The sequence below is a fragment of the Pseudorhodoferax sp. Leaf274 genome, from assembly GCF_001422445.1.
GTDB lineage: Bacteria > Pseudomonadota > Gammaproteobacteria > Burkholderiales > Burkholderiaceae_C > Pseudorhodoferax.
Window position 1 is genome coordinate 98,463 of sequence record NZ_LMNA01000010.1, and the last position, 18,445, is coordinate 116,907.

12 protein-coding genes and 1 pseudogene are annotated in these 18,445 nt (G+C 72.1%); 5 read left to right on the forward strand and 8 right to left on the reverse strand.

Annotation, left to right across the window (positions count from 1 at the left end; genetic code table 11):
- Nucleotide 1: 1 nt before the first annotated feature.
- Genes ASF44_RS13795 through ASF44_RS13805 form a run of 3 tightly spaced genes read right to left on the reverse strand, consistent with a single transcriptional unit; the run spans nucleotide 2 to nucleotide 3,172 of the window.
- A complete protein-coding gene (locus ASF44_RS13795; RefSeq protein WP_056899800.1) occupies nucleotides 2–364 on the reverse strand; it encodes a translation initiation factor Sui1 in 363 nt (120 codons plus the stop codon).
- The gene (locus tag ASF44_RS13800; protein WP_056899801.1) at nucleotides 364–1,539 is read right to left on the reverse strand and encodes a PLP-dependent aminotransferase family protein; all 1,176 of its coding nucleotides are present in this window, start codon (nucleotides 1,537–1,539) and stop codon (nucleotides 364–366) included. Before ASF44_RS13800 ends, ASF44_RS13795 begins: the two co-directional genes overlap by 1 nt.
- Before the next feature lie 22 nt (nucleotides 1,540–1,561).
- Nucleotides 1,562–3,172, reverse strand: coding sequence for a gamma-glutamyltransferase family protein (locus tag ASF44_RS13805; protein WP_056899802.1), 1,611 nt, complete (start codon nucleotides 3,170–3,172; stop codon nucleotides 1,562–1,564).
- Between the two features lie 74 nt (nucleotides 3,173–3,246).
- Between ASF44_RS13805 and nth the strand changes: the two genes are divergently transcribed.
- On the forward strand, nucleotides 3,247–3,888 hold the full coding sequence (nth, locus tag ASF44_RS13810) for an endonuclease III (RefSeq protein ID WP_056899803.1): 642 nt from the start codon (nucleotides 3,247–3,249) through the stop codon (nucleotides 3,886–3,888).
- A 103-nt stretch (nucleotides 3,889–3,991) separates the two neighbouring features.
- Here the strand turns inward: nth and ASF44_RS13815 are convergent, their stop codons facing one another.
- Complete coding sequence (locus tag ASF44_RS13815) at nucleotides 3,992–6,166, reverse strand: EAL domain-containing protein (RefSeq protein ID WP_056899804.1); 2,175 nt, start codon at nucleotides 6,164–6,166, stop codon at nucleotides 3,992–3,994.
- A gap of 9 nt (nucleotides 6,167–6,175) precedes the next feature.
- Nucleotides 6,176–7,246, reverse strand: a complete 1,071-nt coding sequence (gene cobT / locus ASF44_RS13820) for a nicotinate-nucleotide--dimethylbenzimidazole phosphoribosyltransferase (protein WP_235579217.1) — start codon at nucleotides 7,244–7,246, stop codon at nucleotides 6,176–6,178.
- A 122-nt stretch (nucleotides 7,247–7,368) separates the two neighbouring features.
- On the opposite strand from cobT, the gene ASF44_RS13825 reads away from it, so the two are divergent.
- Nucleotides 7,369–8,589: a DUF3182 family protein gene (locus ASF44_RS13825; protein ID WP_235579218.1), complete on the forward strand. Its 1,221-nt coding sequence runs from the start codon at nucleotides 7,369–7,371 to the stop codon at nucleotides 8,587–8,589.
- Complete coding sequence (locus ASF44_RS13830) at nucleotides 8,570–9,430, forward strand: S9 family peptidase (protein WP_082524762.1); 861 nt, start codon at nucleotides 8,570–8,572, stop codon at nucleotides 9,428–9,430. The genes ASF44_RS13825 and ASF44_RS13830 overlap by 20 nt, the downstream gene beginning before the upstream one ends.
- Before the next feature lie 28 nt (nucleotides 9,431–9,458).
- Here the strand turns inward: ASF44_RS13830 and ASF44_RS13835 are convergent, their stop codons facing one another.
- Together ASF44_RS13835 and ASF44_RS13840 are read right to left on the reverse strand one after the other, a co-directional pair.
- Nucleotides 9,459–12,470: a response regulator gene (locus ASF44_RS13835; RefSeq protein ID WP_156374495.1), complete on the reverse strand. Its 3,012-nt coding sequence runs from the start codon at nucleotides 12,468–12,470 to the stop codon at nucleotides 9,459–9,461.
- Between the two features lie 50 nt (nucleotides 12,471–12,520).
- Nucleotides 12,521–14,011 (reverse strand): cobyric acid synthase, encoded by a 1,491-nt coding sequence (locus ASF44_RS13840; protein ID WP_056899806.1) that lies wholly within the window; start codon nucleotides 14,009–14,011, stop codon nucleotides 12,521–12,523.
- A gap of 59 nt (nucleotides 14,012–14,070) precedes the next feature.
- On the opposite strand from ASF44_RS13840, the gene ASF44_RS13845 reads away from it, so the two are divergent.
- Together ASF44_RS13845 and ASF44_RS13850 are read left to right on the forward strand one after the other, a co-directional pair.
- On the forward strand, nucleotides 14,071–16,761 hold the full coding sequence (locus ASF44_RS13845) for a bifunctional acetate--CoA ligase family protein/GNAT family N-acetyltransferase (RefSeq protein WP_056899807.1): 2,691 nt from the start codon (nucleotides 14,071–14,073) through the stop codon (nucleotides 16,759–16,761).
- Entirely contained in the window at nucleotides 16,751–18,349 is a 1,599-nt protein-coding gene (locus ASF44_RS13850) for a phosphatidylserine/phosphatidylglycerophosphate/cardiolipin synthase family protein (RefSeq protein ID WP_056899808.1), read from the forward strand. Before ASF44_RS13845 ends, ASF44_RS13850 begins: the two co-directional genes overlap by 11 nt.
- Here the strand turns inward: ASF44_RS13850 and ASF44_RS31775 are convergent.
- Nucleotides 18,346–18,445: pseudogene (locus tag ASF44_RS31775) on the reverse strand (IS481 family transposase); the annotation flags it as partial. The gene ASF44_RS13850 and the pseudogene ASF44_RS31775 sit on opposite strands and share 4 nt — an antisense overlap.

Genomic DNA, 18,445 nt, shown 5'->3' on the forward strand with positions numbered 1-18,445 from the left:
CCTAACCGCCTGCGCGCTTGACGTTGTAGCCCTGCTTGCGCAGGGTCTCCATGACCATGGTGACGTGGTCGCCCTGCACCTCGATCTGCCCGTCCTTGACGGTGCCACCGCTGCCGCAGGCAGCCTTCAGCTGCTTGCCCAGCTTCTGCAGCCCGGCCTCGTCGACCGGCACGCCCCAGACCACGGTCACGCCCTTGCCCTTGCGGCCCTTGGTCTCCAGCCGCACACGCACCGTGCCGTCGCCCTGCGGCGCCGTGGCGGCCTGCTTGCAGACGCACTGCGCGACGGGCTGGCGGCAGTCCGGGCACATGCGGCCGGCCTCGGTCGAATAGACCAGGCCACCCAGGCCGCCGAACCCCTTCATCACAAGGCCTGGCCCAGGCGGGCGATGCCTTCCTCGATCTTGGCCACGTCGGCCGTCGCGAAGCTCAGCCGCAGCGTGGACAGGTCGGGATCGTGCGCGAAGAACGGCGCGCCCGGCACGAAAGCCACCAGCTTCTCGATGGCGCGCTGCGCGAACGCGCCCGCATCGCGCCCACCGGTGAGGCGCGCCCAGAAAAACATGCCACCCTTGGGTGCATCGAACACGATGGCATCGCCCAGTTCGGCGCGCAGGCGATCGGCCATCACGCGCGCGCGCTCGGCGTAGACCTGGCGCACCTGGTCCAGTGCGCCGTCCAGGCGGTTCAGCGTCAGGTAGTGCGCGGCCGTGGCCTGCGTCAGGTTGGAGGTGTGGGCGTCGCTGAACTGCTTGCACATGGTGGCGTTGGCCAGCAGCGCGGGCGGCGCGATGAGCCAGCCCACGCGCAGGCCGGGCGACAGGATCTTGCTCATCGAGCCGCAGTGCGCCAGCCACTCGCGGCTGCCCGGCACCTCGGCGGACAGCGCCAGCAGCGAGGGCGGCGCGGGCTGGTCGAAGTACAGCTCGCCATAGGGATCGTCCTCCACCACCAGCGTACCGGTGCGCGCGGCGATCTCCAGGATGCGGCGGCGCCGCTCCAGGCTCAGCATGGCGCCATGCGGGTTGCCGAAGTTCGGGATCAGGTAGACCAGCTTGGGGCGGTGCTCCTCGATCAGGCGCTCGAGCGGCTCCACCAGCAAGCCATCGGCATCGATGGGCGCGCCGACCACGTTCGCGCCGTACAGGCGGAAGCACTGGATCGTGGCCAGGAAGGTCGGCGCCTCGACGATGACCTTGTCGCCCGGCGAGATCATGGTCTTGCCGATCAGGTCCAGCGCCTGCTGGCTGCCGGTCGTCACGATCAGGCCTTCGGGCTGGACCTGGGCGCCCTTGTTGGCCATGAACAGCGCCAACTGCTCGCGCAGGGGGCCGTAGCCCTCGGTGGCGCCGTACTGCAGCACCGGGCCGGGCGTGTCGCGCAGCACCGCGGCGGTGGACATGGCGATGCCCTCGGCGTCGAACAGCGTGGGGTCGGGAAAGCCGCCGGCGAAGCTGATGATGCCGGGCTTGCCGAGGAGCTTGAACAGCTCGCGGATGGCGGAGGTCTCGACGTTCTTGAGGCGGTCGGCGAATTGCATGGAAGTCTCTCTTGCGTGTGTTCTAGAAGCCCGCGGCCAGGCCGTCGCGGCGCGCATCGCTGGCGGCCACGTAGCCTTCGACCTGGGGGTCGCCCGCGCGCCAGATGAACTGGCCCGCGCCGAAGTCCTGGTAGGAGTCCTGGATCACCTCCATGCGGTGGCCGCGGGCGGCCAGGCCTTCGATGGTGGCGCGCCGCATGGTCGACTCGACGTTGAGCTCCAGGCCGGCGTTGTAGCGCCAGCGCGGCGCGTCGCAGGCGGCCTGCGGGTTCTGGCCGTAGTCCAGCATGCGCACCAGCGTCTGCACGTGCCCCTGCGGCTGCATGTTGGCGCCCATCACGCCGAAGCTCATGACGGGCTGGCCGTCCTTGGTCAGGAAGGCCGGGATGATGGTGTGGAACGGCCGCTTGCCCGGCGCCACCTGGTTGTGGCCTGGCTGCAGCGAGAAGGCGTGGCCGCGGTTCTGCAGGCTGATGCCGAAATCGGGCTCCACCGCGCCCGAGCCGAAGCCCATGTAGTTGCTCTGGATGAAGCTGACCATCATGCCGTCCTCGTCGGCCGCGGTCAGGTAGATGGTGCCGCCCTTGACGGGGTTGCCGGCGCCGAAGTCCTGCGCGCGGCGCATGTCGATGCGCTTGGCGCGCGAGGCCAGGTAGGCGTCGTCCAGCAACTGCTCGGCCGTCACCTCCATGCTGGCGGGCTCGCCCACGTAGCGGTAGGTGTCGGCGAAGGCCAGCTTCATGGCCTCTATCTGCACGTGCTGCGAATCCACGCCGTCCACCTCCATGCCCGCGATGTCGAACTGCTCGAGGATGCCCAGCGCGATCAGCGCCGCGATGCCCTGTCCGTTCGGCGGGATCTCGTGCAGCGTGTGGCCGCGGTAGTCGCGAGCGATGGGCGCCACCCATTCGGGCTGGTAGCCGGCGAAGTCCTGCGCCGTGAGGCTGCCGCCGTGCGCGGCCGAGAACCTGGCGATGGCCGCGGCGATCTCGCCGCCATAGAAGGCTGCGCCGCGCGTCTCGGCAATCGCGCGCAGCCCGCGCGCGGCGGCCTTGAACTGGAACAGCTCGCCCACGCGCGGTGCCCGGCCCCAGGGCAGGAAGGCGTCGGCAAAGCCCGGCAGGCCGCGCAGTTCCTCGGTGGCGGCCTCCCACTTCTGCTGCACGACCACGGGCAGCAGGTAGCCGCGCTCGGCGATCTCGATGGCCGGCTGCATGAGGTCGGCGAACGGCAGCTTGCCGAAGCGCTCGGACAGCGCCGCCCACGCGCTCACGGCGCCCGGCACGGTGACGGCGTCCAGGCCGCGCTTGGGCGGGTTGGCGGCGCCCGCACCGTACTTGCCCTGGAAGTAGCCCGGCGTCCAGCTGGCCGGCGCGCGGCCCGACGCGTTCAGCCCGTGCAGCTGGCGGCCGTCCCACAGGATGCAGAAGGCGTCCGAGCCCAGGCCGTTGCTGACCGGCTCGACGATCGTCATCGCGGCAGCCGCTGCGACGGCGGCATCGACCGCGTTGCCGCCCTGCTGCAGCATGCGCAGGCCGGCCTGGGCCGCCAGCGGGTGCGAGGTGCTGCAGACGTTGCGCGCGAACACCGGCGTGCGCACCGAGGTGTAGGGATTGGCGAAGTCGAAATGCATGGGCGGTCCATCTCCTGGGGCAAGCCCACGATTGTAGAAGTGCGCCCTCCACCGAACTCCTACACTGCCGCGCCATGACGCCCCACGACATCGAGAGCTTCTTCGCCACGCTGCAGGCGGCCAACCCCCACCCCGTCACCGAGCTCCAATACACCAGCGTGTTCGAGCTGCTGGCCGCCGTGCTGCTGTCGGCCCAGGCCACCGACGTGGGCGTGAACAAGGCCACGCGCCGGCTGTACCCGGTGGCCAACACGCCACACAAGATCCTGGCGCTGGGGCTGGAGGGACTGGAGAGCTACATCCGCACCATCGGCCTGTACCGCACCAAGGCCAGGAACCTGATGGCCACCTGCCAGATCCTCGTCGACCGGCACGGCGGCGAGGTGCCGCGCACGCGCGAGGCGCTGCAGGCCCTGCCCGGCGTCGGCCGCAAGACCGCCAACGTGGTGCTCAACGTGGCCTTCGGCGAGCCCACCATGGCGGTGGACACGCACATCTTCCGCGTGGCCAACCGCACCGGCCTGGCACCGGGCAAGACGCCCGACAAGGTCGAGCAAGGGCTGCTCGCGCGCGTGCCGCCGCGCTACCTGGTCGATGCCCACCACTGGCTGATCCTGCACGGGCGCTATGTCTGCCAGGCGCGCAGGCCGCAGTGCTGGCGCTGCGGCGTGGCGCGCTGGTGCGACTACGAACCCAAGAGCGACCACCCCGCCTGAATGGCGCACGGCGCGGAGCCATCCATGCCCTCCGGGGGTGCCTGTGCGTGGGCCGGCGCGATGAAATGGTGCGCCCGCGCAGCACGCCGGCAGCGCGCGCGGTCTACTGCTGCTGGCTGGCGCCCACGAGCCAGCCCGCCAGCGCCTCGGCCGGCATCGGCCGGCCGTACAGGTAGCCCTGCACGATGGTGCTGCCGCGCTCGGCCAGCAACTGCGCCTGCTGGGCGTTCTCGACGCCCTCGGCCACCACGGTGAGCTTCAGGCTGTCGCCGATGCGCAGGATGGTGTTGGTCAGCGCGCGGGCGGTGGCGTTGTCGGCCAGGTCGCGCACGAAGCTCTGGTCGAGCTTGAGCTCGTCGATGGGCAGGCGGTGCAGGTAGCTCAGGCTGGAGTAGCCCGTGCCGAAGTCGTCCAGCGACAGATGCACGCCCATGGCGCGCAGGGCATGCAGCGCGGCCAGCACGCTGGGTGTGGCGTCCAGCAGCATGCTCTCGGTCATTTCCAGGGTCAGGTCGCTGGCCAAGAGGCCATGGGCGTGCAGCAGCCCGCGGACCAGGGCGACCAGGCCTTCCTCCTCGAAGTTGCGCGTGGACAGGTTCACCGCCATGCGCGGCACCGGCACGCCCTGGCGCCGCCACTGCGCCATCTGGCGGCAGGCTTCGCCGAGTGCCCAGCGGCCCAGCTCGGCCACCATGCCGGCCTCCTCGGCCAGCGGGATGAAGCGCGCCGGGGGGATGTCGCCCAGCTGCGGGTGCGACCAGCGCGCCAGCGCTTCCACGCCGTACAGCCGGCCGGAACGGCGGTCGATCTGCGGCTGGTAATACAGGCGCAGGCCGCCGTCGCGCAGGCCCAGGCGCAGCGCCGCCTCCAGCGCCACGCGCTCGCGCGTGCGCTGCTGCATCTCCTCGTTGAAGAAGCGCGCGCCGCCGCGCCCGCCCATCTTGGCCTGCGTGCGCGCCATGTCGGCGTGGTGCAGCAGCGTGTCCATGTCGGTGCCGTCGTCGGGGAACATGGCCACGCCGATGCTGGCGGTGGGCTGCAGCGTCACGCCCGGCAGCTCCAGCGGCGCGGCCACCGCCGCCAGCAGCCGCTCGGCCGCCGTGGCCGCCTGCCGCACCGGGCAGGACGGCAGGATCACGGCGAACTCGTCGCCGCCCAGCCGGCCGGTCAGGTCGATGCTGCGCACGCAGCCCATCAGCCGGCGCGCGGTCTCGCGCAGCAGCTGGTCGCCGCTGCCGGGGCCCTGCGTCTCGTTGACCAGCCGGAAGCGGTCCAGGTCGATGCACAGCACGGCCATGGGCGCGCCCTTGCCGGCCAGTTCCTCCAGCAGCTGCGTGGCGCGCGACTTCAGGGCGATGCGGTTGGCCAGGCCCGTCAGCATGTCCACGCTGGCCAGACGCTCCATGCGCAGCCGCGCGCGTTCGCGCTCCAGCGCCAGCGCGCACAGGCGCACGCAGATCTCGGCCAGGCTGCGGTGGAACGCGCTCGGGCCGCGGCAGCTGGCGAAGTACAGCGCGAACACGCCGACCACGTTGCCGTCGCTGGCCCGCACCGGGCAGGACCAGCAGGCCCGCAGGCCCTGCGGCAGCACCAGGTCCAACAGGCTCTGCCAGGCCGGGTCGGCGGCGATGTCGACGGCCTCCACGGCGTCGCCGGTCCAGGCCGCGGCACCGCCGCCGCCGGCCTGCGGCCCGACCGGCAGCCCGTCCAGGGCCTCGCCCAGCGCCACCGGCAGGCTGGGGCCGGCCAGGGGGTGCAGGATGCCGAGCTCGTCCACGTCCAGCACCGTGCAGAACAGCTCGGGCGCGATGCGCTCGACCTCCTCGCAGACCAGGCCCATCAGCGCGGCCACCGGCAGCTCGTGCACCATGGCGTCGAGCACGCGGTGCTGCAGCACCTCGTGCACCTTGGTCAGCGTGATGTCCGAGAACATCGAGCAGATGTACCGCGCGCTGCCATCGGCATCGCGCACCACGTTGCTCGTGATCGAGACCCACAGCGGCTGGCCGCTGCTGGTGTAGACCAGCAGCTCCATGCGGAAGTTGGCGGGCTGCTCGGGGTCGCGCGCGGCCGCCAGGGCCTGCAGGTCGGTCGAGGGACCGGCCAGCACGTCGGCGGGCCGCCGGCCGCGCAGGTCGTCCAGCTGGTAGCCCATCAGGCGCGAGAAGCCGGGGTTGACGTACAGCGTGCGCAGGTCGGGTCCGCAGACCACGATGGCGTCGTCGCTCGCCTCGACCACGAGCGGCGCCAGCGTCTGCAGGGAAGCGTCGTGGTCCATCGGGAAAGTCTAGCCGGGCAGTTCGCCGCGATTGGACACGCCGGCGCCCGCGAAGCTGGCCATTTCGCGCAACAACAGGCTGGCCGACTGCAGCAGCGGCCAGGCCAGCGCGGCGCCCGAGCCCTCGCCCAGGCGCAGGCCCAGCTCCAGCAGCGGCCGCACGCCCAGGTGGGCCAGCGCCACCGCGTGGCCACGTTCGCCCGACAGGTGCGAGAACACGCAGTAGCTGCGCACCGCCGGTGCCAGCGCCTGCGCCACCAGCACCGCGGCGGTGGTGATGAAACCGTCGACGACCAGCACGCGGCGCTCGCGCGCGCCCTGCAGCACGACGCCGACCAGCGTGGCAATCTCCAGTCCGCCCAAAGCCGCCAGCGCGGCCAGCGGCGTGCGTGCCTGGGCGTGCCGCAGGTACACCGACTGCAGCACGCGCAGCTTGTGCGCCAGCGCCGGGCCGGCCATGCCGGTGCCCGAGCCGGTGCAGGCGGCGATGTCCTGGCCGGTCAGGCGCGCCGTGAGCAGCGCCGCGGCCGAGCTGTTGCCGATGCCCATCTCGCCCAGCAGCAGCGTGTTGCCGGGCAACTCGCGCACCAGCGCCATGCCGCAGGCGATGGCCTCGGCGCACTGCGCGGGCGACATCGCCGGCCCGCACGCGCTGTCGGCCGCGCCGTGCGCCACCTTGCGCACCAGCAGGCCGGGCCGCGCCGCGAAGTCGTGCGCCACCCCGCAATCGACCACCGTCAGCGCGATGGCGTGCTGGCGCGCCAGCACGCTCACGGCGGCGCCGCCGGCCAGGAAGTTCTCGACCATCTGGCGCGTGACCTCCTGCGGGAAGGCCGACACGCCCTGCGCCACCAGCCCGTGGTCGGCCGCGCAGACCACCATCTGCGGCGCCTGCAGCACGGGCGCCTCGCTGGCCAGGATCAGGCCCAGCTGCCGGGCGAGTTGCTCGATGCGGCCCAACGAACCGGGCGGCTTGGTCTTGTGGTCCAGGAGGTGCTGCAGGCGCTGGGCAAGCGCGGTGTCGTCGGCGTCGGCGATGGCCGGCAGGCGCAGCCGGGAAAGGGTGTCGGATTCTGTCACCCGGCGATTGTCGCGCGCGCCGGTGTAGGCCAACGCCCACAGGCGATGCCGCGATCGGCGGATGGCGGCCGGCGCGTCGCCTTGGCGATAGTGCAGGCATCCATTTCCAAACGAGGTGCCCGATGACGCTGCCACCGTCCCCCTCCGATGTGATGAGCGCGTTGCCGGGCCACGACCTGGTCCGGCCGCTGTCCGCCGTCCCTGCATCCGCCGCGGCCCCGCGCGAGGCCGGCACGGCCATGGCCTACACCCAGGGCCTGCGCGGCTACGCCAGCGCCCACGAACAGATGACCCGCATGGAAGTCGTGCGCCGGCTGGCCCGGCTCAAGGGCTACGCGGTGTCCGAGGAATTCGCGCAGCCACCATTGGGGCGGGTCTACCTCGTGCCCAGCGACACCATCGTCGGCGTCGAACGTGCGCAGGACCTGGGCATCCATGGCCGCGACGACTTCTTCGGCGGCGTCGTGCCGCGCCCCTTCGTCTCGACCAAGGCCATCACCCACCCTCTGGTGTCGGGCGACGCGCACGCGCCGGAGGGCTGGAACCCGGCCTTCAGCCGCATGGTGGGCGACGCCGTACTGCCGGGCTTCACGGCCTTCACGCGCGCCGACGCGGCGCTGGCCGCCGACCGGCTGCTGCAGCACGGCCCGGTGCGCATCAAGGTGGTGCGCGAGACCGGCGGCAATGGCCAGACCGTGGCCAAGGACCGCGCCGCGTTCGACGCCTGCCTGGCCGGCATCGCCGACGACCTGCTGGACAGGGACGGCGTGGTCGTCGAGCAGAACCTGCGCGAGGTGGACACGCTGAGCGTGGGCCAGGTGCATGTGGCCGGCATGGTGGCGACCTACTTCGGCCGCCAGCGCCTGACGCCCAACCACCATGGCGCCGAGGTCTACGGCGGCTCCGACCTGACGGTGGTGCGCGGCGATTTCCAGGCGCTGCTGGCCTTGCCGCTGCTGCCCGAGGAGCGCATCGCGGTCGAGCAGGCGCTGCTCTACGACAGTGCCGCGCAGTCCTGCTTCCCGGGCTTCTTCGCCTCGCGCATCAACTACGACGTGGCCCAGGGCCTGATGCCCGGCGGCGAATGGCGCTCCGGCGTGCTGGAGCAGTCCTGGCGCGCCGGCGGCGCCACCGGTGCGGAGATCGCCGCGCTGGAGGCCTTCCGGGACGATCCGCAGCGCCGGGTGGTGCGCGCCAGCGGCTACGAGGTCTTCGGACCCTGCGACGCACTGCCGCCGGGTGCCGTCGTCTATTTCCGCGGGGTGGACGACCAGGTCGGCCAGCTCACCAAGTACACCACCGTCGAGACAGACCGCCCCAGCGATGACGACCACCCGGCATAACAGCATCCACATTCCCGTCGGCGACCGCAGCATCGCCGGAACCCTGGTGGGCCCGAACAGCCTGATGCCGGGCGTCATGCTGGTGCACGGCTGGGACGGCAGCCAGGAGCAGTACATCGCCCGGGCGCACGAAATCGCGGCGCTGGGCTGCATCTGCCTGACCTTCGACCTGCGCGGCCACGCCAAGGACCGCGCCGCGCGCGACGCCGTCACGCGCGAGGACAACCTGGCCGACATGCTGGCCGCCTACGACGTGCTGGTCGGCCACCCCTCGGTGGACGGCGCGGCCGTGGCCGTGGTGGGCAGCAGCTACGGTGGCTACCTGGCGGCCATCCTGTCCACGCTGCGGCCGGTGCGCTGGCTCGGCATGCGCGTGCCGGCGCTGTACAAGGATGCCGACTGGCTGGTGCCCAAGCACGCGCTGAGCCGCGAGGAACTGGTGGCCTACCGCAACAGCGTGGTCGCGCCGGCCAGCAACCGCGCGCTGTCCGCGGCCGCGCAGTTCGAGGGCGACGTGCTGATGGTGGAGTCCGAGTTCGACACGCTGGTGCCGCACCCCGTCATCAAGAACTACCTGGACGCGTTCCAGCGCGCCCACTCCATGACCTACCGCGTCATCAAGGGCGCGGACCACGCCCTGTCGCAGAAGGTCTGGAGCCAGTCCTACACCAACGTGCTGGTCAACTGGGTGGGCGAGATGGTCAAGGGCGCCAAGGAAGAGGCCGAGGCCGCGCGCGTGCACAAGGCTTCCGCCGCCCGCGAGAAGACCGGCGCCAAGGTGCTGCACTCGGCCAGTGGCAAGGTGCTGGCATCGGGCTCGGACTCGCCGGCGATCGCCTGAGCGCGCCGCGGGCGCGTGGCCGCGCCGGTCAGGCGCGCGCGCTCCAGCGGTCCAGCACTTCCAGCGCTTCGTCGAAGCGGTAGTCGCCCACCGCCTCCAGCACCTGCTCCATCACCGGCTGCGCGGCGCTGCCGACGGCCGCCGCGCGCAGCGATTCACCCAGGTTCAGCGCGTCGGGGTCGGACTCGACGAGCAGTTCGCGCAGTTCGCCGGCCAGCCTGAGCAAGGTGGCCTGGGCCTGGGCAGGCGCCGCCTGCACCGCGGGCGCGATCGGTTCGTCGGCGGGCGCCAGCAGGGTCGACAGGCCTGCCAGCACGGGCGAGAGCTCGCGCCCCACGCGTGCCAGCGCGGCCAGTTGCTGCTGCCGCCCGCGCCCCTGGTTGCAGGCCAGCTCCAGCTCGGTCGCGGCCTCCCAGACCCCGTTGGCGCCGATGGTGCCGGCCGTGCCGCGCAGCGTATGGGCCAGCCGCGCCGCCAGTGTCAGGTCGCCGCCGTCCAGCGCGGCCGTGAAGGCCTGCGCGAACCGCGCGTTGCCCGAGGCGAACTTGTCCAGCATGCGGCGGTACAGCTGCGCGTTGTTCTGGGTGCGGCGCAGGCCGCCGGTCACGTCGATGCCGGGCAGCGCGCCCGGCGCGGCGCTCGCCGGCACCGGCGCCGCCGCCTTGGCCACCACGGCCGGCCGCCGCATCCTGGGCCGGATCCAGCGCGCCATGGTCACGAACATCTCTTCCACGTCGATGGGCTTGGAGATGTGGTCGTTCATGCCCGCCGCCAGCACCCGTTCGCGGTCGCCGGCCATCGCGTTGGCCGTCATCGCCAGCACCGGCAGCCTGGCCCAGCGCGGATCGGCGCGGATCGCCCGCGTGGCCTCGAAGCCGTCCATCACGGGCATCTGGCAGTCCATGAGCACGCCGTCGAAGTCGGCATCGCCCGCCAGCATGTCCAGCGCCTGGCGCCCATGCTCGGCCACGACGACGTGCAGCCCGGCCTGGCCGAGCAGATCCAGCGCCAGTTCCTGGTTCAGCGCGTTGTCTTCCACCAGCAGCACGCGCGCGCCCGCCAGCGCGGCAGCGGCGGCGCCCGGCAGCAGCGTGGGCGTGGCCGGCGCGGCCGCGGACTTGGGCGCCAGCACCTCGCCGATGGTCTCCAGCAGCGTGGACGGCGTGACGGGCTTGGTCAGCACGGCCTGCAGCGAGACGCCGGCCGAGCGGGCGGATTCCATGACCTCCTCGCGCGCATAGGCGGTGACCATGATGCTGGCCCGCGCATGGTCGACGTGCTGCTCCTGCAGCTGGCGCAGCGCCTCCACGCCGCTCATGCCGGGCATCTTCCAGTCCACCAGCAGCAGCTCGTAGGGCTTGCCGTCGCGCGCGGCTTCGGACGCGGCCTTCACGCCCGCCTCGCCGCTGGCGGCGGTGTCCACCCGGAGCCCCATTTCCGTGGCCAGCGCGGCCGTGATGTCGCGGGCCATGGCGTTGTCGTCCACCACCAGCGCGCGCAGGCCCTCGATCTGCTGCGCCAGCGGCATGCGCGGCGCGGCCTGGCCTTCGGCGGCTTCGGCCTGGCGCACGAACGGCAGCACGAACTGGAAGCACGAGCCCTTGCCGGGCTGGCTGTCGGCCCAGATGCGCCCGTCCATGAGGCCCACCAGGTGCCGCGAGATCGCCAGACCCAGCCCGGTGCCGCCGTAGCGGCGCGAGGTCGAGGTGTCGGCCTGGGTGAAGGATTCGAACACCGTCTCGACCTGGGCCGGCGTCATGCCGATGCCGGTGTCGCGCACGTGGAACTGCAACTCGGCATGGCCGACGTCGGTGCGCAACGCGCGCACGCCGACCGTGACCTCGCCCCGGTCGGTGAACTTGACCGCGTTGTTGGCCAGGTTGAGCAGCACCTGGCCCAGGCGCAGCGGATCGCCGACGAGCAGCGTCGGCACCTCGCTGGGCAGGTCGAACACCAGCTCCAGGTCCTTCTCGTCGGCCTTGAAGCCGACCTGGTTGGCCAGGTCGTCCAGCACCTGGTCGAGCCGGAACGGCACCTGCTCGATGGTCAGCTTGCCGGCCTCGATCTTCGAGAAGTCCAGGATGTCGTTGATGATGCCCAGCAGCCCCTTGGCCGCGCGGTGCGCCTTCTCCACGTAGTTGCGCTGGCGCGGCGTGAGGTCGGTCTGCAGCGCCAGGCGCGACATGCCGATGATGGCGTTCATGGGCGTGCGGATCTCGTGGCTCATGTTGGCCAGGAAGTCGCTCTTGGCGCGCGCGGCCTGCTCGGCCTGCTCCTTGGCCGCCAGGAGGTCGTGCATGAGCTCGGAGTTGCGCTCGCTCATGCGCGCATCCATCAGCGTCAGCAGGATGGTGAAGCCCAGCACCACGAAGGCCAGCACGCTGACGGCCGCCGCCAGGCCGGTGCCCGGCACGCCCCAGGCGCTGGGCACGCTCACGCAGTTGTCGGCGAAGCGCGCCGCCGCCATGCCGGTGTAGTGCATGGCCGCCACGGTGCAGCCCATGACCAGCGCGCCGACCACGCGCGTCCAGGCCGGGCCGGACTGGCGCGCATGGCGGAAGGCCAGCCAGACCCCGGCGATCGACAGCCCCACGGCCACGCCCACGGACACCAGCACCATGCCCCAGTCGAAACGGATCGGCGGCGCCAGCTCGATGGCCATCATGCCGCTGTAGTGCATGGCGCCGATGCCCGAACCCAGGATCACCGAGCCCAGCAGCACATGGCCGGCGTTCGGCTTGGCGACCTTGCGGATCAACAGCAGCAGACCGGCCGAAGCCAGCGTGGCCGGCAGCATCGACAGGCCGGTCCACCACGCCTGGTAGCTGAACTCGATCGGCACGCGCAAGGCCAGCATGCCGACGAAATGCATGGCCCAGATGCCGAAGCCCATGGCCAGCGCGCCACCGGCCAGCCAACCCCTCCAGGACCGGTCACGGCTGTAGGCCAGACGCCCCGCCAGTCCGAGGGTGGCATAGGCAGCCACGACGGCAATGGCCACCGACAACGCAACGAGCCAGAAGTTGTAGCTTGTGGTCAATTTCGGTCGCTCGGTTTATGAGCGAGAAAGTGTACCGAATTGTTGCATTATCAGTGCACCAGATTGTGTAGGAACGCCGCGCCCACATGCGCATCCACGAAGTCCGCCAGGCCGTCGAAAACCTGGTCCAGCGTCTGGCTGGCGCTGCCGAACAGGGCCTGCAGCACGCCCGGGTCCTCGAACAGCCCGTGCAGGTACACGCCGAGCACTTGGGCGTGGCCCCCCTTGCCGCCCTGCCAGCCCAGGCCGTCGGGCAGCACGGCCGTGGCCAGGTCGCCGGCCCGCGCCATGGCGCTGTGCGCCTCGGTCTGCCCGTGGTGGATCTCGTAGCCCTGCACCGCCAGGCCGGACAGTGCCTGCCAGGACCCCTGCACGGTGCCGAAACGCGTGCGTGTGGCGCGCACGGTCTTGTCCTGCGCGAACTGGGTCACCAGCGGCAGAAGGCCCAGGCCCGGCGCGTTGCCGTCGATGCCGTGCGGGTCGACCAGCGCCTCGCCCAGCATCTGCAGCCCGCCGCAGATGCCCAGCACGGCGCCGCCGGCCTGCGCATGCCCGGCGATGGCCGCGTCCAGGCCCTGGGCACGCAGCCACGCCAGGTCGCCGCTGGTGTGCTTGGAGCCGGGCAGCACGATCCAGTCGGTCGCCGGCGACAGGCCGGCCAGCTCGGCGGGCGAACGCACCCAGGCCAGGCGCAGCCCGGCCACGTTCTTGAGCGGCTGGAACTCGTCCAGGTTGCTGATGCGCGGGTAGGCGACGACGGCCACCGTGCGCTGCACGGCGCCGGCCTGCCGCGTGCGGTCGTCGAACACGCCGTCCTCCTCGGGCAGCCCGTGTTGCCACCACATCGGCAGCGTGGCCACGGTGGGCACGCCGGTCAGTTGCTCCAGCATCTGCGGGGCGGGCGCCAGCAGCGCCGCGTCGCCACGGAACTTGTTGAGCACGAAGCCGTGGACCAGCGCGCGCTGGGCCGGCGGCAGCAGCGCCCAGGTGCCGTACAGGTGGGCGAAGGCGCCGCCGCGGTCGATGTCGGTCACGAGCAGGCAGCGCGCGCCGGCATGCGCGGCCACGCGCATGTTGACGATGTCGCTGTCGGCCAGGTTGATCTCGGCCGGCGAGCCCGCGCCTTCGATGACGACCACGTCGTTCTCCGCGCGCAGCGCGTCCAGCGCCTGCGCCACCTGCGGCCAGACCCTGGCGCTGCGCGCGCGCCAGGGCATGCCGGTCAGTTCGGCGTCGACGCGGCCCAGCAGCACCACCTGGCTGTGGGTGTCGCGCTCGGGCTTGAGCAGCAGCGGGTTCATGCGCACCTCGGGCACGGCGCGCGCGGCCAGCGCCTGGAAGTACTGGGCGCTGCCGATCTCGCCGCCCTCCACCACGCGGGCGTTGTTGCTCATGTTCTGGGCCTTGAAGGGCGCCACCCTCAAGCCCTGGCGCGCATACCAGCGGCACAGCGCCGTGGTGACCCAGCTCTTGCCCGCGCCGCTGGTGGTGCCCAGCACCATGACGCAGCGCGCCGGGCCCTCGTTTCGCTTGCTTTGCATCCGGCGATTCTCGCGGCTGCCACCTGGGCGGCTGCCGCGCCCCTCACAATCGATCCACCATGGACAAGCACTACCTGACCCCGCTCTTCGCACCGCAGGCCGTCGTCGTGCTGGCCGGCGACCCCGGCACGCCGGAGCAGCTCACGCCGCAGGCGCGCCAGCTGCACCGGGCGCTGCGCGCGCAGCGCTTCCAGGGCCAGCTGTCCTTCCTGGACGTGCACACCAGCGGCACGCTGGCCGACCTGGCCCAGGCCCGCGCCGACCTGGCCATCGTCGCGCTGCCGCCCGACCGGATCGCCCAGGCGCTGGAATTGGTGGGCCGCATCGCCTGCCGCGCCGCGCTGGTGCTGGGCAGCGGCATCGACGCCCCACTGGCGGCCGGACTGCACCGCATCGCCGCGCGCGAGGGCTTCCACCTGATGGGCCCCAACGGCCTGGGCCTGCAGCGCCCGGCGCTGGGCCTGAACGCCTCGGCGCTGGGCGCGCTGGCGGCACCCGGGCCGCTGGGCCTGGTGGCGCAGTCTGGCGCGCTCTCGGCGGCCATGCTGGACTGGGCGCACGCCAATGCCGTGGGCTTCTCCTCGGTGGTGGCGCTGGGGCCGAACCCGGGCGTGGACATCGCCCAGGCGCTGGACTTCATGGCCAACGACCCGGCCACGCACAGCATCATCCTGTACCTGGAAGGCATCCTGTGCGCGCGGCGCTTCATGAGCGCGCTGCGCTCGGCCGCCAACGCCAAGCCGGTGCTGGTGCTCAAGGCCGGCCGCCGGCCGGCCGGCAACGCGGCGGCGCAGACCCACAGCGGCGCCATCGTCGGCGCCGACGACGTGTTCGATGCCGCGCTGCGCCGCGCCGGCGCCGTGCGCGTGCGCTCCTTCGTCGAGCTGTTCTCTGCTGCCAAGTGCCTGGCCTCGCGCTACCGGCCGGTGGGCCGGCGCCTGGCCGTGGTCACCAACGGCGGCGGCCCCGGCGTGCTGGCGGCCGACTGGGCCAACGAGATCGGGCTGGAGCTGGGCCGACTTTCCGAGGCCACGGCCGCCGCATTGCAGCCGCAGCTGCCGGCCCATGCCTCGCTGGCCGAGCTGATCGACCTGTCCGAGGACGCCGATGCCGCGCAATACCGCGCGGCGGTGGAAGCCGCGGCGCGCGACCGCCAGGTCGATGGCGTGCTGGCCATCTACTCGGCCAAGCCCGGCGGCCCGGCCGACGACGTGGCCCAGGCCCTGGCCGCGGCCAAGGCCGGCATCGCCAAGCCGCTGCTGGCCTGCTGGATGGGCGAGGCCTCGGTGGGTGCGGCGCGCCGGGTGCTCAACGCGGCGGCGATCCCGAACTTCCGCACGCCCGAGGCCGCGGTCGGCGCCTTCGGCAACATCGCCTCGTTCTACCAGAACCAGCAGCTGCTGCAGCAGACGCCGGCACCGCTGTCCACGCTGGCCAAGCCCGACATCGAGGCGGCCCGCCTGCTCATCGAGAGCGTGCTGGCCGAGCGCCGCAAGGTGCTGACCGAGATGGAGAGCAAGACCCTGCTGTCGGCCTTCCACATCCCGGTCACGCAGACCACGCTGGCGCGCAACGCCACCGAGGCCATGATGATCGCCACGCAGCTGGGTTTTCCGGTGGCGCTGAAGATCGACTCGCCCGACATCACGCACAAGAGCGACGTGCAGGGCGTGGCGCTGAACATCATGAGCGGCGCGGCCGTGCGCGATGCCTGGCAGGACATGGTCGAGCGCGTGGCGCGCCTGCAGCCCGGCGCGCGCATCCACGGCGTGACGGTGCAGAAGATGGCGCGCGCCCAGCGCGGCCGGGAGATCTGCATCGGCATGGTGACGGACGACCCGTTCGGCCCGGTCATCGTGTTCGGGGCCGGCGGCACCATGATCGAGCTGATCCGCGACCGCGCCATGGAGCTGCCGCCGCTGAACCGCTTCCTCGCGCGCCGGCTCATCGAGCGCGCCCGCGTGGCCGGGACGCTGGCCGAGTGGCGCGGCGCCGCGCCCGTGGACATGGAGGCGCTGGAGCGCGTGCTGCTGCGCGTGTCCGAGATGGTCTGCGAACTGCCGCAGCTGCGCGAGATGGACATCAACCCGCTCATCGTGGACGAGAACGGCGTGGTGGCCGTCGATGCGCGCATCGTCGTCGACCATGCGCCTCAGAGCCTGGGCACGGCCGGCGGCATCTACAACCACCTGGCCATCCTGCCCTACCCGGCCCGCTACGAGCAGGAACTGCCGCTGCGCGGCGGCGGCGAATACACCATCCGGCCGATCCATCCGGGCGACGCCCACATGCTGCAGACCTTCGTGCAGGCGCTGTCGCCCGAGAGCCGCTACTTCCGCTACGTGTCGTCGATGACGCAGCTGCCGCCCGGCATGCTGGCGCGCTTCGCGCTGATCGACTACGACCGCGAGATGGCGCTGGTGGCCGTGCTCCGGCAGCGCAGCGCGGCCACCGACGGCTCCATCGTCGAGACCGAACGCGTGATCGGCGTCTCGCGCTACGTGACCAACCCGGACCAGACCACCTGCGAGTTCTCGCTCGTCGTGGCCGACGACATGGCCGGCAAGGGCATCGGCTCGCGGCTCATGGACGCCATCATGCAGGTGGCGCGCGACAAGGGCCTGTCGGAGATCCAGGGGCTGGTGCTGTCGGTCAACCCCAACATGCTCAAGCTCATGCGCTCGCTGGGTTTCGCGATCAAGCCGTTCCCCGAGGATCCGGACTTCCGGCTGGTGACGCATGCCCTGTAGCGCGACCGGCGCACCGGCCTCAAGCCGCCTGCTGGCCTGCCTGGCGCTGCTGTGCGCGCTGGCCGGCTGCGCCAGCCTGCCGCCCGACCTGGCCGGCCCGCCTTCGCAGGCCCTGCCCGCCGTGGCGGACGCACCGCTCACGCGAACCGCCCGCGCCACCCAGCCCGACGCCGAGCTCAGCGGCTTTCGGCTGATGCCCAGCGGCGACTTCGCGCTGGACGCGCGGCTCGCGCTGATCGCCCGGGCCCGCCATACGCTGGACGTGCAGTACTACCACCTGGAGACCGACGCCACCGGCCTGCACTTCCTGCGCGCGCTGCGCGATGCGGCGCAGCGCGGCGTGCGCGTGCGCCTGCTGCTGGACGACCTGTACACCGGCGGCGACGGTGCACTGCTCGACGCGCTGGCGGCCACGCCCAACGTCGAGCTGCGGCTGTACAACCCGATTCCCGTGCGCAGCCGCAAGGTGGCGCTGCGCTTCGCGGCAGGGCTGTGGGAGTTCGACCGGCTGCAGCGCCGCATGCACAACAAGCTGCTGCTGGCCGATGGCGCGCTGGCGGTGGCGGGCGGGCGCAACATCGGCGCGCGCTACTTCTTCCAGACCGCGGGCGAGAACTTCCTGGACCTGGACGTGCTGGTGGCCGGCGCGCTGTTGCCGCGGCTGGGGCAACTGTTCGACCGCTACTGGAACAGCCCCCACGTGGTGCCGCTGGCACGGCTGGTGCCGGCCGACGGCGACGCCGCCGTCCGGCAGGCGCGCTTCGAAGCCCTGACGGCGGGCGCCCTCGCACCCGCCCCGCGCCCGCCACCGCCCAACGACATGCTGGGCTATGCGCCGGTCTCGCAGGAGCTGAAGGCAGGCCGGCTCAGCCTGGTCTGGGCCACCGCCGAGGCCTACGCCGACACGCCCGAGCGCGCCATCGGCTACCAGGCGCAGTACGGCGGCGTGCCGCTGCAGGACGTGGACAGCGTGCGCTACAACCTGGTCGAGGCGATCCGCCGGGCCCGCCGCAGCGTGCTGCTGTGCTCGCCCTACCTGGTTCCCGGTCCCCAGGGCCTGCAGGTGCTGCGCGAGGCGCGCGGGCGCGGCGCCTCGGTGCAGCTGATCACCAACTCGCTGGCAGCCAGCGACGAGCCCTTCGTGCACACCGCCTACCGGCGCTACCGGGCCGAACTGGTGGCGCTGGGCGTGGAGATCGACGAGGTCAGCAGCCGGCGCGTGGCCGGCAGCCCCCTGCTGCCGCTGTTCGGCGCGGCCGTGGGGCGGCTGCACACCAAGACCGCCGTGATCGATGGCGAGTTGCTGTTCGTCGGCTCGCTGAACTTCGACCCGCGCTCGGCGGTGCACAACACCGAGATGGGCCTGTTCATCCGCAGCCGCACGCTGGCCGGCCAGATGCTGCGGCTGGCGCAGGTGCTGCGCGAGCAAGGCGTGTGGCGGGTGAAGGCCGGCGCGGGCGGCGCAATCGAGTGGCACGGCGAGGACGACGACGTGCCCACCGTGCTGCACAGCGAACCCGACGCCAGCTGGTGGGATCGGCTGCTGCTGGAACTGGTGGCGCCGTTCACGCCGGAGCAGTTGCTCTAGCTGTAGTTTCTCAGGACGTTGTTCCCGTCAAAGCCGAGTCTGGAGGCGGGAGGTTGGTGCGAGACGGCGGAGTGCGGCCGATGGAAGTTGTAGTGC